Annotated in this window: 24 protein-coding genes; 14 read left to right on the top strand and 10 right to left on the bottom strand. The window is 61.3% G+C overall.

Annotated elements, in window-relative coordinates:
* Positions 1–13 precede the first annotated feature (13 nt).
* Positions 14–778: a GntR family transcriptional regulator gene (locus NE851_RS26285; protein WP_011652849.1), complete on the bottom strand. Its 765-nt coding sequence runs from the start codon at positions 776–778 to the stop codon at positions 14–16.
* The gene (locus NE851_RS26280; RefSeq protein ID WP_254958776.1) at positions 775–1659 is read right to left on the bottom strand and encodes a glucosamine kinase nucleotide-binding domain-containing protein; all 885 of its coding nucleotides are present in this window, start codon (positions 1657–1659) and stop codon (positions 775–777) included. Before NE851_RS26280 ends, NE851_RS26285 begins: the two co-directional genes overlap by 4 nt.
* Before the next feature lie 524 nt (positions 1660–2183).
* Between NE851_RS26280 and NE851_RS26275 the strand changes: the two genes are divergently transcribed.
* The 5 genes from NE851_RS26275 (at position 2184) to NE851_RS26255 (ending at position 7521) form a co-directional block, all read left to right on the top strand.
* Positions 2184–3443 carry an ABC transporter substrate-binding protein gene (locus NE851_RS26275; protein ID WP_047611009.1) on the top strand — a complete coding sequence of 420 codons (1260 nt, stop codon included), beginning with the start codon at positions 2184–2186 and terminating at the stop codon, positions 3441–3443.
* Positions 3444–3657: 214 nt separating this feature from the next.
* On the top strand, positions 3658–4605 hold the full coding sequence (locus NE851_RS26270) for a carbohydrate ABC transporter permease (protein ID WP_254958773.1): 948 nt from the start codon (positions 3658–3660) through the stop codon (positions 4603–4605).
* A 9-nt stretch (positions 4606–4614) separates the two neighbouring features.
* Positions 4615–5454: a carbohydrate ABC transporter permease gene (locus tag NE851_RS26265; RefSeq protein ID WP_028755805.1), complete on the top strand. Its 840-nt coding sequence runs from the start codon at positions 4615–4617 to the stop codon at positions 5452–5454.
* 41 nt (positions 5455–5495) lie between these two features.
* A complete protein-coding gene (locus NE851_RS26260) occupies positions 5496–6509 on the top strand; it encodes a Gfo/Idh/MocA family protein (RefSeq protein WP_438270079.1) in 1014 nt (337 codons plus the stop codon).
* 10 nt (positions 6510–6519) lie between these two features.
* Positions 6520–7521, top strand: a complete 1002-nt coding sequence (locus tag NE851_RS26255; RefSeq protein WP_127430208.1) for an ABC transporter ATP-binding protein — start codon at positions 6520–6522, stop codon at positions 7519–7521.
* Between the two features lie 69 nt (positions 7522–7590).
* Here NE851_RS26255 and NE851_RS26250 read toward each other — a convergent pair whose 3' ends face one another.
* From NE851_RS26250 to NE851_RS26225, 6 genes are all read right to left on the bottom strand, one after another.
* Positions 7591–7896, bottom strand: a complete 306-nt coding sequence (locus NE851_RS26250) for an NIPSNAP family protein (protein WP_028755808.1) — start codon at positions 7894–7896, stop codon at positions 7591–7593.
* Positions 7897–8089: 193 nt separating this feature from the next.
* Positions 8090–9151, bottom strand: coding sequence for an ABC transporter ATP-binding protein (locus tag NE851_RS26245; RefSeq protein WP_028755809.1), 1062 nt, complete (start codon positions 9149–9151; stop codon positions 8090–8092).
* A gap of 12 nt (positions 9152–9163) precedes the next feature.
* The gene (locus tag NE851_RS26240; RefSeq protein WP_029867940.1) at positions 9164–9952 is read right to left on the bottom strand and encodes an ABC transporter permease; all 789 of its coding nucleotides are present in this window, start codon (positions 9950–9952) and stop codon (positions 9164–9166) included.
* Complete coding sequence (locus NE851_RS26235; protein ID WP_028755810.1) at positions 9949–10842, bottom strand: ABC transporter permease; 894 nt, start codon at positions 10840–10842, stop codon at positions 9949–9951. The genes NE851_RS26240 and NE851_RS26235 overlap by 4 nt, the downstream gene beginning before the upstream one ends.
* Before the next feature lie 71 nt (positions 10843–10913).
* Positions 10914–12017, bottom strand: coding sequence for an ABC transporter substrate-binding protein (locus tag NE851_RS26230; protein ID WP_028755811.1), 1104 nt, complete (start codon positions 12015–12017; stop codon positions 10914–10916).
* Between the two features lie 190 nt (positions 12018–12207).
* A complete protein-coding gene (locus NE851_RS26225) occupies positions 12208–13080 on the bottom strand; it encodes a MurR/RpiR family transcriptional regulator (RefSeq protein ID WP_097542130.1) in 873 nt (290 codons plus the stop codon).
* A gap of 177 nt (positions 13081–13257) precedes the next feature.
* On the opposite strand from NE851_RS26225, the gene NE851_RS26220 reads away from it, so the two are divergent.
* The 6 genes from NE851_RS26220 (at position 13258) to NE851_RS26195 (ending at position 20932) form a co-directional block, all read left to right on the top strand.
* Positions 13258–14031 (top strand): N-formylglutamate amidohydrolase, encoded by a 774-nt coding sequence (locus NE851_RS26220; RefSeq protein WP_028755813.1) that lies wholly within the window; start codon positions 13258–13260, stop codon positions 14029–14031.
* A gap of 112 nt (positions 14032–14143) precedes the next feature.
* A complete protein-coding gene (locus NE851_RS26215) occupies positions 14144–15700 on the top strand; it encodes an amino acid permease (protein WP_028755814.1) in 1557 nt (518 codons plus the stop codon).
* A gap of 147 nt (positions 15701–15847) precedes the next feature.
* Entirely contained in the window at positions 15848–17212 is a 1365-nt protein-coding gene (locus NE851_RS26210) for a glutamine synthetase family protein (RefSeq protein WP_028755815.1), read from the top strand.
* A gap of 244 nt (positions 17213–17456) precedes the next feature.
* The gene (locus NE851_RS26205) at positions 17457–18842 is read left to right on the top strand and encodes an aldehyde dehydrogenase family protein (RefSeq protein WP_097630467.1); all 1386 of its coding nucleotides are present in this window, start codon (positions 17457–17459) and stop codon (positions 18840–18842) included.
* Positions 18839–19990: an iron-containing alcohol dehydrogenase gene (locus tag NE851_RS26200; RefSeq protein WP_029867941.1), complete on the top strand. Its 1152-nt coding sequence runs from the start codon at positions 18839–18841 to the stop codon at positions 19988–19990. The genes NE851_RS26205 and NE851_RS26200 overlap by 4 nt, the downstream gene beginning before the upstream one ends.
* A gap of 228 nt (positions 19991–20218) precedes the next feature.
* A complete protein-coding gene (locus tag NE851_RS26195; protein WP_028755818.1) occupies positions 20219–20932 on the top strand; it encodes an AAA family ATPase in 714 nt (237 codons plus the stop codon).
* Between the two features lie 71 nt (positions 20933–21003).
* Here the strand turns inward: NE851_RS26195 and NE851_RS26190 are convergent, their stop codons facing one another.
* Positions 21004–22404, bottom strand: coding sequence for a L,D-transpeptidase (locus tag NE851_RS26190; protein WP_029867942.1), 1401 nt, complete (start codon positions 22402–22404; stop codon positions 21004–21006).
* A 252-nt stretch (positions 22405–22656) separates the two neighbouring features.
* Here NE851_RS26190 and NE851_RS26185 point away from each other — a divergent pair, with 252 nt between their 5' ends.
* The 3 genes from NE851_RS26185 (at position 22657) to NE851_RS26175 (ending at position 24325) form a co-directional block, all read left to right on the top strand.
* Complete coding sequence (locus NE851_RS26185; RefSeq protein WP_127430209.1) at positions 22657–23496, top strand: aldose 1-epimerase family protein; 840 nt, start codon at positions 22657–22659, stop codon at positions 23494–23496.
* 71 nt (positions 23497–23567) lie between these two features.
* Entirely contained in the window at positions 23568–23906 is a 339-nt protein-coding gene (locus NE851_RS26180) for a protein tyrosine phosphatase family protein (protein WP_047610991.1), read from the top strand.
* A gap of 74 nt (positions 23907–23980) precedes the next feature.
* Positions 23981–24325 carry a RidA family protein gene (locus NE851_RS26175; RefSeq protein WP_028755822.1) on the top strand — a complete coding sequence of 115 codons (345 nt, stop codon included), beginning with the start codon at positions 23981–23983 and terminating at the stop codon, positions 24323–24325.
* Between the two features lie 39 nt (positions 24326–24364).
* Here the strand turns inward: NE851_RS26175 and NE851_RS26170 are convergent, their stop codons facing one another.
* The gene (locus NE851_RS26170) at positions 24365–26023 is read right to left on the bottom strand and encodes a thiamine pyrophosphate-binding protein (RefSeq protein ID WP_254958754.1); all 1659 of its coding nucleotides are present in this window, start codon (positions 26021–26023) and stop codon (positions 24365–24367) included.
* Positions 26024–26035 lie beyond the last annotated feature (12 nt).

Raw genomic sequence — 26035 nt, 5'->3', positions numbered from 1 at the left:
TCGGCCTTGCGGTTCAAGTCACCGCGATCGTCAGCTCCGCGACGAAATCATAGGCGTCGCCGCGATAGAGCGAGCGGGTGAATTCCACGGCGCGGCCGGAGCCAAGATAGGAGATGCGCTCGATCGACAGGCCGGCCGCACCGACCGAGACGCCGAGAAGCTGGGCGTCGGCTTCCTTCATATTGGTTGCCGAGATGCGCTGCACCGCGCGTACCGGGCGGACCTGGAGGCGTTCGAGTTCAGCATAGAGCGAATTGGTGACGGCCGAGGGATCGGGCAGGAACTCGCCGGAAACGCTGGCATTCTCGATCGCCAGCGGCTGGTCGTCGGCGATGCGCAGGCGGGAGAGGCGCGAAACCTTGACGTCGGTGCCGAGGCCGAGAATCATCATCTCGTCGGGCGAGGGGGTGTGGATGCCCTTGTGCAGCCATTCGGAGCGGGAGGACATGCCGCGGCGCGCCATATCCTCGGTGAAGGAGGTCAACTGCGACAGGCGTTGCTCGACCTTGGAGACCGGCTTGGCGACGAAGGTGCCCGAGCCGTGGCGGCGCACCAGCAGGCCGTCGGCGACCAATTCGTCGATCGCCTTGCGGACGGTGACGCGGCTGACGGCGGCGAATTCGGCGATGTCGCGTTCCGGCGGCAGCGCATCGCCGTGGCCGAGCGTGCCGGTGCGCACGGCCTCTTCGAGCATGCGGCGCAGCTTGACGTAGAGCGGGCCGGTACCGGCAGCCTGCAGGCGCTCCAGGGATAGGATGGTAGCGAGGTCGTCGCTCATGCCGCACCTCTCTGCCTGTTGTTCAGGAGCTTCACCGCAAGTCCCGCCGCGCCCTGCAGGGCATCGCCCTTCGGTTTGGCGAGCAGCAGCCTGTAACGTTCGGCAAGCCAGGGTTCATAGGCTTCGGCAAGGCCGCCGAGCAGGCAGATCGACGGGCATTCGGGCCAGAGCAGCGCCTCGAGGCTTTCGCCGATCGCGGTCGCGGCATCGGTGACGATGCCAACCGCAACAGTATCGCCCTTGGCCGCATGTTCGAAGACAACAGGTGCGTAGCGGGCAAAGTCCTTCGGTCTTGCCGAATGCGCGAATTCGACGATGCGCTCGGGATCGTTGCCGTATTCGGCCATGACCGCTTCGGTGATCGGCGATGCCGGCCGCACCCCGTCATGGGCGAGCAGCGATCGTTCCATCAGGTCGCGGCCGAGGCGGGCGCCGCTTGCCTGGTCCCCAACGACGAAACCCCAGCCGCCGATGCCGTTCAGCCGGCCATCCCTACGGGCATTATAGACCGAGCCGGTGCCGAAGGCGCCAACGATACCGTCGGCATCGCCGAGTGCGCCCTGAAGGGCAATCAGCGCATCGGTGACGACGCGGCCTTCGGCAAATGGCAGGGCCTTTTCGATTCGCCCGCCGTAATCCCCGACATTGGCACCGGCGACGCCGACGACGGCTGCGACGGACGAGATGGTTTCAGCAGCAAGCCCGGCATCGCACAGCGCCTGCCGGGCGGATTCGACGATATTGAGAAGAGAGTTTTCGAGATCCGACAGAATGTTGGCAGGGCCTGATTTGCCGCGGCCGATGACATTGCCGTTTCCGTCCGCGACTGCGGCCCGGCAGCTCGTTCCGCCGCCGTCTATGCCGATTGCAAGCTCCGTCATCGGGCCTCCGAATATACCGTTCCCTATGTTTTTTAATACAATACCAAAAAAATACCATTTACCAAGTGGGAATGAGGGAGAAAATCAATCTTTTTATCTCATTGATTTTACTGGATTTAATTTTTTAACGAATTTTCTCAGGCCGAAAAGTTAAATTCGGCTGGACAATTGGTATTTTTTTGGCATTAATTCCGCAAAAGGGAACAGCACTTCGAAGCCCGCGAAAACCGGCAGTTAAGCCAAGCCGGAACCGCTACGAAGGTGATCGAGATGACGACCCACTGGCCTATCGGGCTTGTGGCGAATTCGGCATTCATCGGCTTTCCCCATCATTTCGCCGCCCCGGTGTAGTCGCTGGGAAGGTGCGCAGTCCGGCCGCAGGCGATCCGCCTTCGTGTCCGTCGAGCTTTCGGGACCGGCATTGCTGGCGGTCCTCCAAGGGGCGTTGGGTGTTGCCTCATGCACGCCAATTGCTTGTTTCAGATCGAAAACAGCGCCTCGCGGCGCTTAAACAGGAGAGGGAAATGAAAAACACTGCTCTGAAAAGCTTCCTGCTTGCATCCAGCCTGCTGACGTCAGCAGGCCTCGTCCATGCCGCCGACGTCACGCTGACGATCGAAAGCTGGCGCAATGACGACCTGCAGATCTGGCAGGAGAAGATCATCCCGGCCTTCGAAGCCAAGAACCCGGGAATCAAACTCGTCTTCTCGCCGACAGCACCGACCGAATACGATGCTGCAACGTCTGCCAAGATCGATGCCGGCAGCGCCGGCGACATCATCACCTGCCGTCCCTTCGACAAGTCGCTGGCCCTGTTCAAGAGCGGCAACTTGACGAGCCTGAATGATCTGCCGGGTATGGAGAACTTCTCGCCGGTCGCAAAGGCCGCCTGGACGACCGACGACGGCAAGTCGACCTTCTGCGTGCCGATGGCTTCGGTCATCCACGGCTTCATCTACAACAAGGATGCCTTCGACAAGCTCGGCATCTCGGTGCCGAAGACGCAGGACGAGTTCTACGCAGCGCTCGACAAGATCAAGGCCGACGGCACCTACATCCCGCTCGCCATGGGCACGAAGGACCTCTGGGAAGCCGCCACCATGGGCTACCAGAACATCGGCCCGAACTACTGGAAGGGTGAGGACGGCCGCGCCGCCCTGATCGCCGGCAAGCAGAAGCTGACCGACGCTGACTGGGTCAAGCCCTATGAAGAGCTTGCCAAGTGGAAGCCCTATCTCGGCGACGGCTTCGAAGCTCAGACCTACTCCGACAGCCAGAACCTCTTCACGCTCGGCCGTGCAGCGATCTACCCGGCCGGCTCGTGGGAAATCGCGCTGTTCAACAGCCAGGCACAGTTCAAGATGGGCGCCTTCCCGCCGCCGGTTCCAAAGGCTGGCGACACTGGCTACATCTCCGACCATCCTGACATTGCGGTCGGCCTGAACGCGAAGAGCGCGCATGCTGAGGAAGCCAAGAAGTTCCTCACTTGGGTCGCTTCGCCTGAGTTCGCCGATATCTACGCCAACGCGCTGCCGGGCTTCTTCAGCCTGAACTCCAACCCGGTCAAGATGTCCGATCCGCTCGCTCAGGAATTCGTTTCCTGGCGCGGCCCGTACAAGTCGACGGTGCGCTCGACCTATCAGATCCTGTCGCGCGGCACGCCGAACCTCGAAAACGAGACCTGGGTCGAATCGGCCAACGTCATCAACGGCACGGATACGCCGGCGGTTGCTGCCGAAAAGCTCCAGAAGGGCCTCGACAGCTGGTACAAGCCGGCCAAGTGATGTGATCAGGGGCGGCGTTTGCTGCCCCTCATCCAGCCTGCCGGCCACCTTCTCCCCGCGTGCGGGGAGAAGGAGATTCGCAGCGACCTCCCAGCCCGACATAGCATCCCAGCAGGGCGTTCCTTTCTTCCCAGGTGGTGGAGAGTTCGGGTGAGGCGCAACGTTTTCCACCTGTGCTGCCCTTGCGGCCAGTCGACAAGAACAGGCAAAAGCCATGAGCGAAAGCAACAACGCGGCGGATATCGTCCCGCTCAAGCGCCCGGTGCGCTGGCACATTTTCGTCTTCATGCTGCCGGCCCTGATCGTCTATTCCGCCGTCATGGTGCTGCCGCTCATCGAAACCCTCCGGCTGTCGCTCTACAATACGGTCGACGGGCAGCCGGCCTTCGTCGGACTGGCGAATTTCAAGGTGCTGTTCGGCGATGCGCGCTGGGCGCGCGATTTCTGGAATGCCCTTGTCAATAACCTGATCTTCTTTGCCATCCACATGTGCGTGCAGAACCCGATCGGCGTGGCGCTTGCCGCCCTGCTTTCGGTGCCGAAACTGCGCGGCGTTGCCTTCTACCGCACGGCGATGTTCCTGCCGACGCTCTTGTCCTTCGTCATCGTCGGTTTCATCTGGAAGCTCATCCTTTCGCCGATCTGGGGCGTGGCGCCCTGGATGCTCGATCTCATCGGCTTGAAATTCCTGTTCGCGCCTTGGCTCGGCCAGTCCGGCCCAGCGCTGATCGCGGTGTCGCTGATCTCGAACTGGCAATATATCGGCATTCCGATGATGCTGATCTATGCCGCGCTTCTCAGCATCCCTGAAGAGGTGATCGAGGCGGCCGAATGCGACGGCATTACCGGCTGGGCGCAATTCTGGAAGATCAAGCTGCCGCTCATCCTACCGGCGATCGGCATCATCTCGATCCTGACCTTCGTCGGCAATTTCAACGCCTTCGATCTGATCTACACCGTGCAGGGGGCGCTCGCCGGGCCCGACATGTCGACCGACATTCTCGGCACCTTGCTCTACCGCACCTTTTTCGGTTTCCAGCTTCAGCTCGGCGACCGCTCGATGGGCGCGACGATCGCTACGGTGATGTTCCTCATCATTCTCGCCGGCGTCTCGCTTTATCTCTTCGTCATCCAGCGGCGCATGCGTCGCTACCAGTTCTGAGGAGCGCGCATGTCCAAGGCACGCACATCTCCCATCCGCACCGGCCTCGTGCATCTGGCGCTGAGCGCCTATACGCTGGTCGCGTTGTTTCCGGTGTTTCTGACCATCGTCAACTCGTTCAAGGATCGCGCTTCGATCTTCCGCGAGCCGCTGATGATCCCGACGCCGTCGACCTTCAGCCTTGTCGGCTATCAGACGGTGCTGGGGCAGGGCGATTTCGCCACCTATTTCCAGAACAGCTTCATCGTCACGATCGTCTCGATCCTGCTGGTGCTGCTCTTCGGCGCCATGGCGGCCTTCGCCCTGTCGGAATATCGTTTCCGCGGCAATACGCTGCTCGGGCTCTATATGGCGATCGGCATCATGATCCCGATCCGTCTCGGCACGGTGGCGATCCTGCAGGGCATGGTGGCGGCCGGCCTCGTCAACACGCTGACGGCGCTGATCCTCGTCTATACCGCGCAGGGCATACCGCTGGCGATTTTCATCCTGTCGGAATTCATGCGCACGGTTTCGGATGACCTCAAGAATGCCGGGCGCATCGATGGGCTTTCCGAATATGCGATCTTCTTCCGGCTGGTGCTGCCGCTGGTGCGCCCGGCCATGGCGACGGTCGCCGTCTTCACGATGATCCCGATCTGGAACGACCTCTGGTTCCCGCTGATCCTGGCGCCGTCGGAGGCCACCAAGACGGTGACGCTCGGCTCGCAGATCTTCATCGGCCAGTTCGTCACCAACTGGAATGCGGTGCTGGCGGCGCTGTCGCTGGCGATCCTGCCGATCCTCGTCCTCTACGTCATCTTCTCGCGGCAGCTGATCCGCGGCATCACGTCAGGAGCCGTCAAGTGACCGTAAAACCGATCCGCGTCCTCGTTGCCGGCCTCGGCAATATGGGCCGCAGCCATGCGCTCGCCTATCACAACAATCCAGGCTTCGAGATCGTCGGTCTCGTCAACCGCTCGACGCCGAAGCTGGAGCCCGAGCTGCAGGGCTATACGATCCATCCCGACTTCATGACGGCGCTCGCCGAGCTGAAGCCGGACCTCTGCTCGATCAACACCTATTCCGACAGCCATGCCGATTATGCCGTCGCCGCCTTCGAGGCCGGCTGCGACGTCTTCGTCGAAAAACCGCTGGCGACCACCGTCGCCGATGCCGAGCGCGTGGTCGCGGCGGCTGGGAAGGCCGGGCGCAAGCTGGTGATCGGTTATATTCTTCGCCATCACCCTTCCTGGATGAAGCTGATCGAGGAGGCGCGCAAGCTCGGCCCGCCTTACGTCTTCCGCATGAACCTCAATCAACAGTCCAGCGGCCCGACCTGGGCGACGCACAAGTCGCTGATGCGCACCACCTCGCCGATCGTCGATTGCGGCGTGCATTATGTCGACGTCATGTGCCAGATCACTGATGCCAGGGCTGTCGAGGTGCGCGGCATGGGGCTGCGCATGTCCGACGAGATTGCCGCCGACATGTATAATTACGGTCACCTGCAGGTGCTGTTCGAGGACGGTTCGGTCGGCTGGTACGAAGCCGGTTGGGGACCGATGATCTCGGAGACCGCCTTCTTCGTGAAGGACGTGATGTCGCCGAAGGGCGCGGTTTCCATTGTCATGGATCCGAACGCCAAGTCCGACGATATCGACACGCACACCAAGATCTCCGTGATCCGTCTGCACACGGCCGAAACCGGCGCGGACGGCAAGTTCATCCGGCCAGACCAGGATATGAGGATGACCGGCGAGCCCGGCCATCAGGCGCTCTGTGACCTGGAACAGGCCTTCATGCTGAGGGCGATCCGCGAGGATCTGAACCTCGACCGCCACATGGCGGATGCGGTGGCATCGCTGCGCATCTGCCTTGCCGCCGACGAGAGCGTGCGTACCGGCCAGCCGGTCAGATTGTAAGGGAAAGACAGTGGGATCGCTTCAACTCAAATCCATCCGCAAGACCTACGGCACGCATGAAGTGCTGAAAGGCATCGACCTCGAAGTCAAGGACGGTGAATTCGTCATCTTCGTCGGTCCGTCGGGCTGCGGGAAGTCGACGCTGCTGCGCAGCATTGCCGGTCTCGAGGACGTCACGTCGGGCGCCGTCGTCATCAATGGCCGCGACGAGACGCTGACGCCGCCGGCCAGGCGCGGAATCGCCATGGTGTTCCAGTCCTACGCGCTCTATCCGCATCTGACGGTCAAGGACAATATGGGGCTCGGCCTCAAGCAGGCCGGCACCGCAAAGGACGAGATCGAAAAGCGTGTCAGCAAGGCATCCGGCATGCTGTCGCTGGAGCCATATCTGGCGCGGCGGCCGGCCGAGCTCTCCGGCGGCCAGCGCCAGCGTGTCGCGATCGGCCGCGCCATCGTGCGCGAACCGGAACTCTTCCTATTCGACGAACCGTTGTCGAACCTCGATGCGGCGCTACGCGTCCAGACCCGCCTCGAAATCGCCCGGCTGCACCGCAGCCTGAAGGCGACGATGATCTATGTGACCCACGACCAGGTCGAGGCGATGACGCTTGCCGACAAGATCGTCGTGTTGAATGCCGGCGCGATCGAACAGATCGGTTCGCCGATGGAGCTTTACAACCGTCCGGCCAATGTCTTCGTCGCCGGCTTCATCGGCTCGCCGCAGATGAATTTCATCGCGGCCGAGAAGGTCGGCGATCACAGCGCCAAGACGATCGGCGTGCGGCCCGAACACATGACGCTGTCGCGTGAGCAGGGGAGTTGGGCGGCGAAGGTCGTGCATGTCGAGCATCTCGGCGCCGATACGATCATCTATCTGGAGTCCGACCAGTGCGGTCTGCTGACGGCACGCCTGTTCGGCGAGCATCAGTACGAGCCCGACGAGATCCTCTATGCGACGCCGGATCAGGCGCGTGTCCACCGCTTCGATGTCGACGACCAGGCGATCCGCTGAGGGCATGATAGAACGAAAAAGCCCCGTGTTGCGAGGCTTTTCACTTCCCGTTGGCGTGCAAGAGTTCGATCAGCCAAGCACGGGCCGCATGAAGCTACGTTCATAGCTGACGATACTGCGGTTGCGTTTGTCGAGTTCGAAAGCGGCCTGACATTCCGGATCACTCGCCATGCGCGTGCGATAGTCCTCATAGGCGGCAAGGCTCGGGAAGGAAAACAAGGCAACGGCAATGTCGTTGGCGCCTTCGGATGGCAGGAAATAACCGTGATGGGTGCCGCCCATCCTGTTGACGATCGGAATCCAGAGCCGGGCATATTCCTCGAATTCGGCAAGCTTGTACGGATCGATCACATAACGCAGGTGGCAGGTAATCATTGACATATCCCATTGCGTAAAACACCGAGCGGAGGGGTGCGGCTCATTTGGTTTGCTCACCTTCTGGCATCGCGTTGAGAGAGTTCAAGTGCTTTGCAGTGATGACAGCATCACGATTGCTGACGTGTCGGCCAGCCTGAAATGAAAAAGGCGCCGTTTCGCGGCGCCTTTTGCGTGAACGGTATCGGCGAAATCAGTCGCGGATGATCAGCAGGTCGGCCGCCATGAAGCGCAGCGTCACCGTTTCGCCGGCCTGCGGCGGGGTGATGCCCGGGCTGTTGAACATGTCGAAGGAGATGACGTTGCCGCCGACATTCATACGGGTGCGGATGACCGATCCCAGGAAGTGGGCCGAGACGACCTGGCCGGTTAGCGCCGTATCGCTTTTGACGTTGTCAGAGAGGGAACCGGCTTCCGGACGCAGCGCCAGCGAAATGGTTTCGCCAGCCTTGTGGGCGGCGACCGACTGCTTGAGCGTCACGCCCTGATCGCCGATCTGGATGCGGTTGGCGCCGGGGTCGATGACCTTGGCCTCGATGAGGTTCAACGTGCCGACGAAGGAGGCGACGAAGCGTGTCGCCGGCGTGTTGTAGATCTCGAAGGGCGAACCGATCTGGTCAGCCTTGCCGGCATTCATGACGACAATGCGGTCGGAGATCGACAGAGCTTCTTCCTGGTCGTGGGTGACGAAGACCGTGGTGATGCCGAGCTGCTGCTGGATCTGGCGGATTTCCTCGCGCAGCGACACGCGGATCTTGGCGTCGAGCGCGGAGAGCGGCTCGTCGAGCAGCAGCACCTGCGGCTTGACGGCAAGCGCGCGGGCAAGGGCGACACGCTGCTGCTGGCCGCCCGATAGCTGATAGGGGAAGCGGTCGGCCAGGTGATCGAGTTTGATCAGGCCGAGCATTTCCTTGACGCGGGCGTCAATCTCAGGCTTCGGCGCGCCGGCGACCTTGAGGCCGAAGGCGACATTGTCGTGCACGGTCATGTTGGGGAACAATGCATAGGCCTGGAAGACCATACCGATATTGCGCTGGTTCGGCTTCAGGGCGCTCTGGTCCTTGCCGTTGATGGTCAGCGTGCCGCCGGTCGGTGTCTCGAAGCCGGCGATCATGCGCAGAACAGTCGTCTTGCCGCAGCCTGACGGGCCGAGGAAGGAGATGAACTCACCCTTCTCGATGTTCATGTTGAAGTTCTTGACGACCTGAACCGGGCCGAAGGATTTCTGAATGTTGGTCAGTGTGAGAAAGGACATGAGCCAGTTACCTTAAGCCTTTGCCGGGCGGGCTTTACCGAAGCGGGAAACGAGGTTGAGCAGGCCCATGCTGAGCCAGGTGATCGAGAAGGCGATGACGGCGAGCGCCGAAGGCTCATAGGCCTTGTTTGCACCGACGAGCTGCAGATAGGGACCGAAAGCCGGACGGTTGAGCAGCGCGGCGAAGGTGAATTCGCCCATGACGATTGCCAGCGTGATGAAGGCGCCGGAGAGCACGCCGCTCATGACGTTGGGGAAAATGCACCTGAACATGATGGTCGTCCAGCGGGCGCCGAGACTTTCGGCCGCTTCCGTCAGCGTGCGGACGTCGATGGCGCGCATGGCGGTATCGACGGCGCGGTACATGTAGGGCAGGGACAGCGTGATATAGGAGAAGACCAGCAGGGCGTTGGTGCCGGTCGTCGAACCCGTCAGGGGCAGGTAGGACGACGAATTATACATCCTGAGGTAACCGAAGACGATGACGATCGCCGGAATGACAAGCGGCAGCAGCGTGATGAATTCGACGACGGGACGCATCTGCGGCAGGCGCAGCCGCACCCAATAGGCCGTCGGCACGACGAGCAGCATGCCGAAGACGATGGTGAATAACGCCATCAGCATGGAATAGCCGAAGGTCTCGCGGAACTGAATGTCTGAGAAGACCGACTCATAGGCATCGAGGCTGTATTCGCCGCGGCGCATGCGCAGCGAAAATTCGATCGTGCCGATCAACGGAATGACGAAATAGGATGCGCCCAGGATGACGGCGATCCAGGCCCCAAGACGTTGAGCTTTCATTTCTGCCACCGTTCGGCGCGCATGCGCAGCATGAGATAAAGGACGTTGGAGACGCCTGTAATGACGATCATGCCGAGCGCGATGGCGTAGCCGAGGTTGGCATTGTGCAGAACGTCGCCGCGGATCTGCGCATAAAGCAGGATCGGCACGATGTTCAGCGAGCTGCCGGTCAGCGCAAAGGCGGTGGCGATGGCGCCGAAGGCATTGGCGAAAAGCAGCAGCGTCGTGCCAAGCAGGCTCGGCCAGAGGATCGGAAGGGCAACCATCGTCCAATATTGGCGGTTGGTGGCGCCGAGGATCTGCGATGCCTCGCGCCATTCCTTCTTCATGCCGTCGAGGGCCGGCGTCAGGATCAGCACCATCAGCGGGATCTGGAAATACATGTAGGTGATGGTGAGGCCAAAGAAGGACAGCAGGTTGAAACCGGTGCCGTAGAGATTGAAGCCGAACCATTCGCGCAGGAAGATCGTCACAAGGCCGGTACGGCCGAGCGTTGCGAGAAAGGCGAAGGCGAGCGGCACGCCGGCGAAATTCGAGGCGACGCCGGAGAAGGTCAGCAGCGTCGAGCGCACGGAGGCGGGCAGGCCGCCGAGCACGACGGCCCAGGCGAGGAAGAAGCCGATCAGCGCGCCGCCGAGAGCGGAGGCGACCGAGACGCGGATACTGATCCAGTAAGCGCTCATGATCGATGGCGTAAAGAGATCGCCGATATTCTTCAGCGTGAAATCGCCCTCGGGCGTCAGGAATGCGCCCGCCACAAGATAGAGCGTGGGGATGATCAGGAATAGCAGGGAGAAAATGATGAAGGGTGCAATGCCCAGCCAGTCGATCACACGGTCTTTGTTGATCAAGGGGGCACTGCTCGCCATCGGCGTAGAAACGGTGCTCATGGAAAAGCTCATCCTGGGGCGTCGGAGTAACAAAACCTCCCCGCCTTGCGGCGGGGAGGCAGGAGCAGAGATTACTTGACGTTGGCGCCGACGACGGAATCCCAGTTCTTGGTGATGGCTTCCTTGCCGGCGGCCTGCTCTTCGAGCGTCGGGAAGACGGCCTTTTCGTAGGCCGCTGCCGGCGGCAGCTTGTCGAGCAATTCCTTCGGGATCTTGTTGTTCTTGGCAAGATCGTTGAAGCGGATCGGGTGGCAATAGCCCTTCAGCCAGCCGAGCTGACCTTCGTCGGAATAGAGGTATTCCATCCAGAGCTTGGCAGCGTTCGGGTGCGGAGCGAAGGCAGAAATCGCCTGAACGTAAACGCCGGCAACGACGCCGGTCTTGGGAACGACAACCTCGAACGGAGGATTGCCCTTCAGGCCTTCGCCCCAGGACATCGCGTTGTAGTCCCAGGCGACGATGATCGGCGTGGAGCCCTGCGCGAAGGGAGCAGCCTTGCCGACGACCGGCACGAAATTGCCGTTCTTGTTGAGCTCGGCGAAGAACTTCAGACCTTCTTCACCTGCCTTGGCTGCGTCACCGCCAGATGCGGAAAGACCGGCGGCATAGACGCCCTGGACAGCCTGGTTGGCCGTGCGCGGGTCGCCTGCCAGCGCGACGCTGTTTGCGTAGTCGCTCTTTTTCAGATCGGGCCAATCGGCCGGCGATTCCTTGACGAGATCCTTGTTCACGAGGAACGAGAGAACGCCGTAATAGTCGCCATACCAATAGCCTTCGGCGTCCTTGGCGGTATCCGGGATGGAATCCCAGGTAGAGACCTTATAAGGCTGGATCAGGCCGTCTTTCTTAGCGGACGGGCCAAAGGAGAGGCCGACGTCGATGACGTCAGGAGCCTGCGGGCCGGTATTGCCCTTGTTGGCCTTGATCGCTTCGATTTCGTCGCCGGAGCCGGCATCCGGGTTCAGTTCGTTGACCTCAAGACCGTATTTGGCCTTGAAGCCGGCAATGACGTCGCCGTAGCCGCACCAGTCGTGCGGAAGTGCGATGGTCGTCAGGGTGCCTTCCTTCTTGGCGGCGGCGATGAGTTCAGCGCTCGGCTCAGCGGCGGCAATCGCGGTCGAAGCCACGATCATCGCAGTAGAAAGCGACAGCAGTCGAGAAATGTTAGAGATCACTGTTGTTCTCCTTCGGGTTTTCAGTGTCTGGCGATGCTGTTAATGAGCTTACATGAAGCTTGTATGACGTTTGGATGACGTTCATTTCACCCTGAATATCAGGCCTTTGCGACAAATATTCTATTTGCGACAGCGCGGTCTGTTTCCGTGAAAATCCGTCATTGTCTTTCTTCTGTTTAGTCTTGTCCTCCTAACCCGGTTTACGGAAAAGCCTGGTCTGCTCAAACAGGCCTTCCAGCGTCTTCATGCGCTCCTTCGTCTCGTCCCAGGTCGAATTCTGAACGGCCTCGATCAGCGCTTCGACGATGAACAGGGTGACGACGGAGGAATCCCAGGCCGATGGCGCTTCGATCCGGACGCGGAAGGTATGTCTGGCGAGCTTGGCCGCGGGCGAGCCCCACTGGTCGGTGAAGACGACGATCTCGGCGCCGCGTTTGCGGGCGGCGGTGGCAAGGCTCACCATTTCCTGCTCGTAGCGGCGGATGTCGAAGATGATCAGGATGTCGCCGGCATTCATGTTGAGGACATATTGCGGCCAGCTGCTGGAATTCGACGACAGCAGCGTCGTTGCTGGCCGGATCACCTGCATGTGGGTGAAGAAATACTCGGCAAGCGCGCCGGTGATGCGGCCGCCGACGAAATAGAGGCCGCGTTTGCGGTCGGAGAGCAGCGAGGCGACGCTGTCGAAAGTCGCGGTGTCGAGATCGGTCAGCGTCTGGCGCAGATTGCTCATGATGGCATCGGCAAAGCGATTGAGGATATGGGTGCCCGGCGCGTTCTGCGCCCAGCGATCGTGCTTGGCGATGGGGTTCGAGATCGTCGCCTCGACCTCCTGATGCAGATGCGCCTGAAAGTCCGGATAGCCCTTGAAGCCGAGTTTCTGCACCATGCGCACGACGGTCGGCGTCGAGACGCCGGCATTCTCGGCGATCGTGGTGATGCTGCCGAGACCGGAAACCGGATAATTGTCGAGAAGGCTTTCGGCCAACTGCTTCTCGGCGCGCGTCAGCACCCCCAAATGCGAATGTATGACGTCCGAAACCGTCTTCGACGCAACTGTCACGTAACTATGCTCCCCGGGATGGTCTGGCGCCACTTTCCCACTCAAAGTTAACAACGCTGTCATAATCCATGTCAACTACTGTCATGAAAAGAAATTTTCAGTCGATGCTTGACAGTCATCGAAACCTGAAGAATTCTTTTCTTATAAGAATTTATTAATGGATAAGGAGTGGCGCTTTTGGTGCTGGCTCGACCGAACATCCTCAGCGAAGCGGACGGCGACTGCGTCGGGATCGAGCGCATCCGTGGCGGGAGCCCGGTGCTCTTCGTCTGTGAGCATGCCTCCAGCACTCTTCCTGAACGTTTCGGTGATCTCGGTCTTTCGCGTGAAGCGCTCTCCAGCCATATTGCTTGGGATCCAGGCGCACTTGCGGTTGCCCGCATCCTATCCGACGCCCTTGACGCGACGCTCATCTATCAGCGGTTTTCACGGTTGATCTATGATTGCAACCGCCCACCCAGCTCGCCGGGGGCGATGCCCGAGACAAGCGAGATCTATGCCATTCCCGGTAACAAGGATTTGACCGCGGAAGAGCGGCTGGCGCGCACCGAGGCGCTCTACGTGCCTTTTCACGATGCCGTTCGTGGATTGATCCGTGACCGTCGGGCGCGGGGCCAAGACAGCATCATCGTGACGATGCACAGTTTCACGCCGGTCTATCACGGCCGCGAGCGGGCCGTCGAACTCGGCATATTGCACGACAAGGACAGTCGGCTGGCCGACGGCATGCTGAAAGCTGCCGCTGAGGCACCGCTCTTCAGGACGGAACGCAACGAGCCTTACGGACCCGAGGATGGCGTAACCCACACGCTGATCCTGCACGGGCTTTCGAACGGGATTCGCAATGTTATGATCGAGGTCCGAAACGATCTCATCGCAAACGATGCCGGCCAAAGGGTCATGGCCGACTATCTAAAGGGGCTGCTCCAGCAAAGCCTGGACGCCCAATAAAAAGACCCGAGGGAGCAGTCTAACTGCGAACGTCTGTACGGCGCAAATGCCGCGGACAATTGGCACTGAACCGGCCCGCAATCCCGCGGCCGATCGTGAACAGGGGGAAGTCATGTCGGATTATACCGAACTGGACAAGAAGCAGGATGTGCACATCCTGCATTCCATGGGCTATGCCCAGGAACTCGAACGACGCATGAGCTCGTTCTCGAATTTTGCCGTATCATTCTCCATCATCTGCATTCTGTCCGGCGGCATCAATTCGCTGGCACAGGCGACCTCCGGTGCCGGCGGAGCGGCCATCGGCATCGGCTGGCCGGTCGGGTGCTTCATCTCGCTGGTCTTCGCCGTTGCCATGGCGCAGATCAGCTCCGCCTATCCGACGGCCGGTGGGCTCTATCACTGGGGTTCGATCCTCGGCAACCGCTTCACCGGCTGGCTGACCGCATGGTTCAACCTGCTCGGGCTCGTCACCGTGCTCGGCGCCATCAATGTCGGCACCTACTATTTCTTCATGGGCTCCTTCGGCACCACCTATCTCGGGCTGACGGATTCGACGGTAGTACGCATCGTCTTCCTCGTCATCATCACCGGTGCGCAGGCGCTCGTGAACCACATGGGCATCGGGCTGACAGCGAAGCTGACCGACTTTTCGGGCTATCTCATCTTCGCGAGCTCGATTGCGCTGGCAGTCGTCTGCCTTCTCGCGGCACCCTCGTATGAATTCGGCCGTCTCTTCACCTTCGCCAATTATTCCGGCGAAGTCGGCGGTAACGTCTGGCCCTCCACCTCGGGTACCTGGGTCTTCCTGCTCGGTCTGCTGCTGCCGATCTACACCATCACCGGCTATGACGCCTCCGCGCATACGTCGGAAGAGACCGTCAAGGCTGCTGAATCGGTCCCGCGCGGCATGGTCGCGTCGGTGCTGTGGTCGGCGCTTTTCGGTTATATCATGCTGTGCGCCTTCGTCCTGATGCTGCCGAACATGGACGATGCGGCAAAGCAGGGCTGGAACGTGTTCTTCTGGGCGATGGACAGCCAGGTCAACCCGATCGTCAAGGACATTCTCTACCTCGCCATCCTGGTCAGCCAGTGGCTGTGCGGTCTTGCGACCGTCACCTCGGTCTCTCGCATGATCTTCGCCTTCTCGCGTGACGGCGGTCTGCCGGCATCGAAGGCATTGTCGAAGGTCAGCCCGCAGTACCGCACGCCGGTAGCTGCGATCTGGACAGGCTCGATCTTATCGGTCCTGTTCGTCTGGGGCTCTTCGCTCGTTTCGATCGGCGACACGCCGGTCTACACGATCGTCGTCTCGTGCACCGTCATCTTCCTGTTCTTCTCCTTCGCGATTCCGATCACGCTCGGCCTCTTCGCCTGGGGTACATCGAAGTGGGACAAGATGGGTCCGTGGAATCTCGGCGAAGGCGTCTTCAAGCTCTTTGCCGTGCTGACGATCATCGCGATGATCCTGATCTTCATTCTCGGCATTCAACCTCCGAATGAATGGGCGCTCTATATCACCGTCGGCTTCCTCGTGGTCACCGGGATCGTCTGGTTCGGCTTCGAAAGCCGGCGCTTCAAGGGGCCGCCGATCGGCGCCGAAGTGGCAAAGCGTCAGGCCGAGATCGCGGCCGCCGAAGCGGCGGTCGGCGAGAGCGGCGAAAAGTAAGCATCGAGGCTTCCCTCTCAAATGGCGGGGCCGCATCCTGCGGCCCCATCACCGGTTCAACGAAAAGGCATCGGGCTGGGAGGTCCGGCCGAGCGTATGCGATTTCGTTGCCCCGATTTTCTCAATCCCAATTCAGGCGGATCAATCATGAGCAGCTACACGATCGACGATCTCAGGAAGGATGTTGCCGAAGGGCGCATCGACACGGTTCTGGCCTGCCAGGTGGACATGCAGGGCCGGCTGATGGGCAAGCGGTTCCAGGCGGAGTATTTCATCGAGAGCGCCTGGAAGGAAACGCACAGCTGCAACTACCTGATTGCCACGGACATGGAGATGGAGACGGTCTCCGGCTACAAGGCGACGAGTTGGGAGAAGGGTTACGGCGACTACACCATGAAGCCGGATCTGGCGACGCTGCGCCGCATTCCCTGGCTCGAAGGCACCGCGCTGGTGCTCTGCGACGTGCTCGACCATCATACGCATGAGGAGGTCGCCCACTCGCCGCGCGCGATCCTGAAGAAGCAGGTGAAGCGCCTCGAAGATATGGGCATGAAGGCCTATATGGCCTCCGAACTCGAGTTTTTCCTGTTCGACCAGACCTATGAGGCGGCACAGGCCTCGGGCTACCGCAACCTCAAGCTCGCCAGCGCCTATAACGAGGACTACCACATCTTCCAGACCACCAAGGAGGAAGAGGTGATGCGGGCGATCCGCACCGGGCTGCAAGGCGCCGGCATCCCGGTCGAGAACTCCAAGGGCGAGGCTTCGGCCGGCCAGGAAGAGATCAACGTGCGCTACGCCGATGCGCTCGCCATGGCCGACCGGCACGCGATCATCAAGAACGGCTGCAAGGAGATCGCCTGGTCGAAGGGCAAGGCCATCACATTCCTCGCCAAGTGGAACTACAACGCCGCCGGCAGTTCCTCGCACATCCACCAGTCGCTCTGGAGCCTGGAGGAGAAGCCGCTTTTCTTCGACCATACCGGCAAATATGGCATGTCGCCGCTGATGCACAATTACGTCGCCGGGCTTCTCGCCCATGCGAGCGAGATCACCTATTTCCTGGCGCCCTACATCAACTCCTACAAGCGCTTCATGGCCGGTACCTTTGCGCCGACCAAGGCGATCTGGAGCAAGGACAACCGTACCGCCGGCTATCGGCTCTGCGGCGAGGAGACCAAGGGAATCCGTATCGAGTGCCGCGTCGGCGGCTCCGATCTCAATCCCTATCTCGCCTTCGCCGCGCTGCTTGCGGCCGGCATTGACGGCATCGAGAACAAGCTGGAGCTCGAAGCCCCCTTCGTCGGCGACGCCTATGGCGGCAAGGGTGTCCGCGAAATCCCGCGCACGCTGCGCGCAGCCACGATTGAGATGACGGAATCGGCAATGCTGCGCAAAGCCTTCGGCGACGACGTGATCGACCATTACACCCGTACTGCCGAATGGGAGCAGGAAGAATACGATCGTCGTATCACCGACTGGGAAGTGGCGCGCGGTTTCGAAAGAGCTTAATAGGCAATCAGAGGCGGCTTGCCCCTCACCCTAACCCTTGCCGGGGTCGAGCCACTGGTCTCGACCCGTCCTTCGGACCCCCGCTTGCGGGGAGAGGGGACGTGCCCTGTGCGGGGTTTGCGGTTGGGGAAAACGGTGCTGTGTATTCCCTTCTCCCCGCGAGCGGGGAGAAGTTGCCGGCAGGCGGATGAGGGGCTATGGCCCTCGACGAAATTTTTGATCAATACGAGGACGGAAATCGATCATGGCAATGATCCAATGCATTTCACCGGTTGACGGGTCGGTCTATGCCGAACGCGCCGCACTTTCTCTCGATGCCGCCAAGGATGTGGTGGCGCGCGCCCGCAAGGCGCAGAAAGCCTGGGCGAAACGGCCGCTCGAAGAGCGCGTGCAGCTGGTGCTGAAGGGTGCTGCGCGGCTGAATGAGATGTCTGATGTCGTCGTCCCGGAGCTTGCCTGGCAGATGGGCCGGCCGGTCAAGTATGGCGGCGAATACAAAGGCTTTAACGAGCGCTCCAATTATGTCGCCTCCATCGCGGCGGATGCGCTGGCGCCTCTCGTGGTCGAGGAGAGCGAGCGTTTCGAGCGCCGCATCGAGCGCGAAGCACATGGCGTCGTCTTCGTCGTCGCGCCATGGAACTATCCCTATATGACGGCGATCAACACGATCGCGCCGGCGTTGATGGCCGGCAATACCGTGGTGCTGAAACATGCCTCGCAGACGCTTCTTGTCGGTGAACGGCTGGTGCAGGCTTTCATCGAGGCCGGCGTTCCCGAGGATGTGTTCCAGAACGTCTTTCTCGACCATGAGACCACATCGGCGCTAATTGCCGCCGGCAGCTTCAATTTCGTCAATTTCACCGGATCGGTCGAAGGCGGGCGGTCGATGGAGCGGGCCGCCGCCGGCACCTTCACCGGCCTCGGTCTCGAACTCGGCGGCAAGGATCCGGGTTATGTCATGGAAGACGCCGATCTCGAGGCGGCCGTCGATACACTGATGGACGGCGCGACCTACAATTCCGGCCAGTGCTGCTGCGGCATCGAGCGTATCTATGTGCATGAATCGCTCTATGACGCTTTCGTCGAGAAATCGGTTGCCTGGGTGTCGAACTACAAGCTCGGCAATCCGCTCGATCCCGATACGTCGCTCGGGCCGATGGCAAATAAGCGCTTCGCCAAGGTGGTGCGCGAGCAGATTGCTGACGCGGTTTCCAAGGGCGCCAAGGCGCTTGTCGATTCCAAGCTTTTCCCTCAGGATGACGGCGGCGCCTATCTCGCACCGCAGATCCTCGTCAATGTCGACCACTCCATGGCCTTCATGCGCGAAGAGACGTTCGGTCCGGCAGTCGGCATCATGAAGGTGAAGAGCGACGAGGAGGCACTCGCTTTAATGAACGACAGCCAGTACGGGCTGACGGCCTCGCTCTGGACCAGGGATGTCGAGCGGGCAGCGCGGCTCGGCCGCGAAATCGAAACCGGCACCGTTTTCATGAACCGCGCGGATTATCTCGACCCGGCGCTTTGCTGGACCGGCGTCAAGGAGACCGGCCGCGGTGGCTCGCTGTCGATCATCGGCTTCCAAAATCTGACGCGTCCGAAATCTTTCCATCTGAAGAAGGTCACAGCATGAGCAGCAACATCACCGCAAACTGGAGCTATCCGACATCGGTCAAGCTCGGCCGGGGCCGCATCACGGAACTGGCCGACGCCTGCAAGAGCCTCGGCATCAAGAAGCCACTGCTCGTCACCGACCGCGGCCTCGCCTCGATGGCGATCACCAAGACTGCGCTCGATATCCTCGAAGATGCCGGTCTCGGCCGGGCGATCTTCGCCGATGTCGATCCGAACCCCAATGAGAAGAACCTCGACGCCGGCGTCAAGGCTTTCAAGGACGGCGGACATGACGGTGTTGTCGCCTTCGGCGGCGGCTCCGGCCTCGATCTCGGCAAGTGCGTCGCCTTCATGGCCGGTCAGACGCGGCCGGTCTGGGACTTCGAAGATATTGGCGACTGGTGGACGCGTGCGAGCCTCGAGGGCATCGCCCCGATCGTCGCGGTGCCGACAACGGCCGGCACCGGTTCGGAAGTCGGGCGTGCCAGCGTCATCACCAATTCCGAAACCCATGTGAAGAAGATCATCTTCCATCCGAAGTTCCTGCCTGGCGTCGTCATCTCCGATCCGGAACTGACGGTCGGCATGCCGAAGATCATCACGGCCGGCACGGGCATGGACGCCTTTGCCCATTGCCTGGAGGCTTATTCCTCGCCCTTCTATCACCCGATGTCGGCCGGCATCGCGCTCGAAGGCATGCGGCTCGTCAAGGAGTTCCTGCCGCGCGCCTATAGGGAAGGCACAGACCTCGAAGCCCGTGCCAATATGATGTCTGCGGCCGCCATGGGCGCGGTTGCCTTCCAGAAGGGGCTCGGCGCCATCCACGCGCTGTCGCACCCGATCGGCGCCGTCTACAACACCCATCACGGCATGACCAATGCAGTCGTGATGCCGGCAGTGCTGCGCTTCAATCGCAAGGCGATCGAGGAGAAGATCGGCCGCGCCGCCGCCTATCTCGGCATTTCGGGCGGTTTCGACGGCTTTTACGACTATGTGCTGAAGCTCCGCTCCGAACTCGGGGTGCCGGAGACGCTGTCGGCGATGGGAATCGCGCCTGATCGTATCGATGAATTGTCGGCCATGGCGATCGAAGATCCGAGCGCCGGCGGCAACCCGGTCGCAATGACGCTCGAAAATACCAAAACTCTGTTCAAGGACTGCTTCTGACAATACGAGCGGACCAACTGACTGGCCGGAAAACCTTGGTTTTCCGGCCTTTTTTCATTCCGGCGGCATCCCCAATTTTAGGGATGTGAAAAATACCGGCTGCAATTTCGCCGCGCGTGTTTGGAATTTGTTAACCATGATTAGAAAGGATGGATTAACCGCACGATGCTCCCGAGGGTGCGTAAAAGAGCGATTCCGGCTCGCACCATCTCCTTCCGAGGACCGAACATGCCTGTCATCACATTCGCAAATACCAAGGGCGGCGCCGGCAAGACGACCGCTGTTCTCCTGCTCGCCACCGAGCTTGCCCGCAAAGGCTATCGCGTCACCATTCTCGACGCCGATCCGCAGCACTGGATTTCGCGCTGGCACGAAATATCGGGTCATGTTCCCAATCTTTCGGTGATCGATTTCGTGACCACCGCCTCGCTGCCGCAGCATATCAGCGAGAACAAGCACAATACCGACTATTTCATCGTCGACCTGCCGGGTGCGCGCAATCCGCTGCTTGCGACAGCCGTCGGCCTTTCCGACCATGTGCTGATCCCGATCCAGGGCTGTGCGATGGATGCACGCGGCGGCGCGCAGGTGCTCGAGCTGCTGCAATATCTGGACGAGAAGGCCGGCATCAAGATCGGCCATTCGGTGGTGCTCACCCGCGTCAACTCGATGGTGACGACGCGGGCGCTGCAACTCGTCAAGTCGCTACTCAGCGAACGGCATGTGCCGGTGCTGGACACCGCAATTATCGAACGCTCCGCCTTCCGCGACATCTTCGACTGTGGCGGCACGCTGCACACGATCGACCCCACGCGCGTCAGCAATCTCGACAAGGCGCGTGAAAACGCCACCTGTTTTGCCGAGGAAATGATGCGCAAGCTGCCGGTCAGGCTGACCGCCTCCGCCCGCATGGGAAACCCGCTGGTCCGCTCGGCGGCCTGATTTCCCCGTGATGAAACGAAAAGGCCGCCGGAGCGATCCGGCGGCCTTTTCTATCAGCGAAATGAAGCGGCTCAATCGACGAATTCGACCGTGACGCCCGGCTTGACCATCTTGGCCAGCTCGGTGGCATCCCAGTTGGTCAGTCGGATGCAGCCGTGGCTCTGGGTGCGGCCGATCTTCGAAGGCTCGGGCGTGCCGTGGATGCCGTAGGTGGGCTTGGAAAGCGCCATCCAGACGGTGCCGACGGGGCCGTTCGGGCCGGGCGGGATGTTGAGGATCTTGTCGTTTGCGCCCTGTTGGAAATTGATCTTCGGATTATAGGTGTAACCGGGATTGAGGGCGACACGCTCGACATTTACCAAGCCCGACGGAGAGGGAGTGTCGGTGGAGCCGATCGATGCCGGATAGGCGGCGAGGAGATTGCCGGCGCCGTCATAGGCGAAGACCTGCTTGCGGCCCTTGTCGGCGATGATGCGAGCGACTTCACCGGTCTTCGGCTCGCCGGGATTGACGACCTTGATCACCGTGCCTGGAACGCTGAAATCGGCGCCGGGGTTCATCTCCTTGAGGAAGGCTTCATCCATATGGAAGCGCTCGGCCAGCATTTCGGTGGTCGAGGTATAGGCAAGCGACGGCAGCAGCGCCTTCTGCGAATAATCTTCCGGGATCTGGGCGACGAAGGGACCGGCGGCATCGGCCGGCGTGATCGTGTAGCTGACGACGGGCAGGCCGCCGTTCAAGCGCAGCTCTTCGAGAATGGCATCGGTGTCGTTGGGATCGAGCTTCGACCCGGTCATCTGGTCATAGGCATAGATGCCCTTGGTGACGTTCGAGCCCATATGGCCGTCGATGACGCCGGGGGAGATGCCGGCGCGATCGAGGAAGACCTGCAGCGCGACGATCTCCGGCTTCGACTTGTTCTTCAGCGTGATGACGGGCTCTTCGGGTGCGGCCTTCGGCTGATCGGCAGGCGGGATCTGCTGGTCGGGGTCGATCGAGGCGTAGTCGTCGCCGGGCTGCGGATTGCCGATGCTGTTGTCATCAGGATAGGGCTGGTCGTCGAGCGGCTGCCGTTCGATCGCGGCATCGCGTGGAACGCCGCCGGTCACGGCGCCGCGCTCGGAATAACGCGTATCGCCATAGGGATTGTTGTCGGAATAATAGGGGTCGTTGCCGCCCTGGTCGTTATAGACTTCGCGCGGGCCGGGTCGCGGCGGATAATAGCCGCGGGCGCGCATCTCGGTGGCAACGACGTTGCCGTAGTCGTCGATCAACACACGATTGCCGCTGCGGTCGCGGGCGTAGATATAGCCGCGCGGGACATAATCGAGGATTTCGCCGCTCGGCGTCACGAGCACGACATCGCTCTGGCGGCGGTCGCGGAATTGCTGCGCGCCTGCTTCCGGCGCTGCAGCCGCAATGGCTGCCAGCACGGCCGCAAGCGAAAATGCCGACTTCAAAAAGCGATTCACGTCTCACACCTCGAACAGTGACTGGCAGACACACACCTGCGAATTTTGACGCTAGTGTGGAATTTATGAAAGCGTACTGAACAAAATATGAAAATCACTAAGATTTCCTTTTACTCATAAACGTTTGCGCCCTTGTGTCCGTTCCGCAAAATCCACGGTTGCTGCAAAAACACAAGATGAGAGCGGCGGCGATTGACGAATGGAGGCGTGAAACCTAACGCTACGGGCCGATAATTCCTCAAGGAGACCGTGATGATCGAATTTGCCGCCGCAAGCGGGCCGCGCCTGATGCTGGACGAAACATCGGTGCTCGATATCGGCGGATGCATCGTCGACGGCGTCGATATCGCGCCGAAACGCGCCATTCCCGACGACGGCGATCCGCGAATCGATCACTCGCTCGAAGGCTTCCTCTTTACCTGCGGGCCGGATCACATCCGCCACCGTCAGCCGATTCCCGACCGCGGCGACGGCAAAGTCTATCCGCTGCACGGATCGGCCTCTGGCCATGCGGCAAAGGTGCTGTGGACGAAATTCGAGAACGGCAATGCCGAATGTCGCGCCGATATCGACATCACCACTGTCGAAGGACTGCCGCAGCGCATCGAACGGCTGTGGCGGATCGACGGGGCGACGGGCGAGGTGCTGCTCGAGGACCGGGTCGTCAATACCAGCGATCGGACGGTGCCGACCTTCCTGATGTATCACATGAACGTTGGCGGCAAATGGCTGGACGACGGCACGCGGCTCGAAGGCCGGATGCTGGAGAATGGTGGTTTCCCCTGGGCATTCGGCGAGGAGCCGGGCGGCATCTTCTGCGTCGCGGCGCCGGCGGTGGAGGAAGGTTTCGCGGAGGTCCGCCTCGGGCCGATCGCCGCAATCGGCGGCAGGACGCTCAGCGTGCGTTTCCGCGCCGACACGCTGCCCTATCTTCAGGTCTGGCGGAACCAGAAGCCGCCGGCCCATATCATCGGCATCGAGCCGGTGTCGCATCGCTGGGTGCTGCGCGACGAGCTCGAGGCAGCCGGTGAGTTCAACATGCTGGCGCCAGGCGAGAGCCGCAGCTATGCGCTGACCTTTACCTTTCTGTGAGCGAAGTGTTGTTGACGCTGGCAGACCTCCGTCGTAGACCTTCACCCCACGATTTTTGAGGAGACAAGACGATGGATATTCGCCAGATCGACGATGAATATTCGGTTTCGGGCCAGATCACGCTCGAGGAACTCGACGAGATCAAGGCGCTGGGGTTCAAATCGATCGTCTGCCACCGTCCCGACCACGAAAGTCCCGACCAGACGTCGTTTTCCGTCATCGAGGCGCGCGCCAAGGAGATCGGCCTCGAGATCGCCCATGTGCCTGTCGGGCCGATGGGCGTGACCGAAGAAGCCGTGCAGGGCATGGTCGACGCGCTCGACGAATTCCCGCGGCCGATGTTGGGCTATTGCCGTTCCGGCGCACGCTCGACGGCGATTTACCAGAAGACCCACCATATCCGTAACTGAGCCCCATTCCCGGGCGCAGATTTTCCGGCGCTGACCTTCAGCGCCGCCACCTTCCATTCACTCAGGAGACTATGATGAGCATTAAGCGTATCGACGTCGGCGCGCGCATGAGCGGCGCCGTCATTCACGGCAACACGGTCTATCTCGCGGGCCAGGTCGGCGAGGGCGAAAGCGTCACCGATCAGTGCAAGTCCTCGCTTGCCGAAGTCGACCGCCTGCTGGCTGCATCAGGCAGCAACAAGTCGAAAATCCTGCAGACGATCATCTACCTTGCCGACATCGCCGATTTCGCCGAGATGAACGCCGTCTGGGAAGGCTGGATCGATCCTGCCAATCCGCCGGCCCGCGCCACCAGCGAAGCCAAGCTCGCTGCGCCGAAATACAAGGTCGAGTTCATCGTCACGGCGGCCATCGACTGAAGTCGCAGCGTCCCTATCCTTCAAGGCCGGTGAGTTTTCTCACCGGCTTTTTGTTTGCGCGATTTCCGAGAGCGTACGCGTCGGCGTGATCGCCTCAGGATCGAGCTTGACTTCGATGATCGAGGGTTTGCCGCTGGCGCGCGCCCGCTCGAAGGCCGGGGCGAATTCGTCCGTCCTTTCCACCGTCTCGCCATGGCCGCCATAGGCGCGGGCAAGGGCTGCGAAGTCGGGATTGGTCAGATCGGTGCTGCTGACACGACCCGGATATTCACGCTCCTGGTGCATGCGGATGGTGCCGTAGATGCCGTTGTTGACGACCACCGCGATGATCGGCAGATCGTGGCGGATGGCGGTGGCGAATTCCTGGCCGTGCATCAGGAAGCAGCCGTCGCCGGCAAAGCAGATGACCTCGCGCTCGGGAAAGAGACGCTTGGCGGCAACGGCGGCCGGCAGGCCGTACCCCATCGAGCCGGAGGTGGGGGCGGCTTGAGTGTTGAAGCGCCGGAAACGATGGAAGCGGTGCACCCAGGTGGCGTAGTTGCCCGCACCATTGGTGAAAATCGTCTCCGGCTTCGTATTGGCCTCCAGCCATTCCATGATCGGCCCCATGTGGACGGCACCTGGCCCGGTCGCCGGCGGGGTCGACCAGGTGAGATAGGCCTGGTGCAGGCGCGCGGTGCGCTCGGTCCAGTGCGGTTCGGCCGGCGCTTCCAGGTCGGCGAGTGCTGCGATGAAATCGGCCGGCGCGGCGCAGATGGCAAGATCCGGGCGGTAGATGCGGCCAAGCTCGGAAGCGTCGGGATGGATGTGCACCAGCGATTGCTGGGGGTAGGGGATATCGATCAGCGTATAGGACGAGGACGGCATTTCCGACATGCGGCCGCCGAGGAGGATCAGCAGGTCGCTCTCCTTAATCTCCTTTGCCAATGCCGGATTGATGCCGATGCCGACATCGCCGGCATAAGAGGGATGGAGGTGATCGAACAGCATCTGCCGGCGGAAGGAGCAGCCGACGGGGAGCTGGAAACGCTCGGCGAAGCTCTGAAAATCGGCGACGGCATCGGCATCCCAGCGCGTGCCGCCAAGGATCACCATCGGCCGCTCGGCCTTCAGCAGCCTTATATAGAAATCGTCGATCTGCCGGCGGCCGGGATGGGCCTCGACATTGGCATAGTGCCTGGCGCGGGGTGCCTCGACCTCGTCGCGCAGCATGTCTTCCGGCAGCGTCAGCACGACCGGGCCGGGACGGCCGGAGGTGGCGACCGCAAAGGCGCGGGTGACGAATTCGGGAATACGGGCGGCATCGTCGATCTCGCCCACCCACTTGGCGAATTCGGTGAAGGCGCGGCGGAACTCGACCTCCTGGAAGGCCTCGCGCTCGCGTGCTTCCCGCTGCACCTGGCCGATGAACAAGATCATCGGGATCGAGTCCTGCTTGGCGATGTGCAGGCCGGCGGAAGCGTTGGTGGCGCCGGGGCCGCGAGTCACCATGCAGATGCCGGGTTCGCCGGTCAGCCTGCCCCAGCAATCCGCCATCATCGCCGCGCCCCCCTCCTGGCGGCAGACGAGAACGTCGATATCGCTGTCACGCAGCGCATCGAGAACGGCGAGGAAGCTCTCGCCGGGAACGCAGGAAAGCCGCTTGACGCCATTCGCCTTCAGCGCCTCGACGATCAGTTCTCCGCCGGTCTTCTTCATGACAATGCCTTC

The organism is Rhizobium anhuiense bv. trifolii (assembly GCF_024346605.1).
Classification (GTDB): Bacteria; Pseudomonadota; Alphaproteobacteria; order Rhizobiales; family Rhizobiaceae; genus Rhizobium; species Rhizobium anhuiense.
The sequence above is the reverse complement of the archived record's forward strand: the minus strand, read 5'-3'. Positions and strand labels throughout refer to the sequence as shown.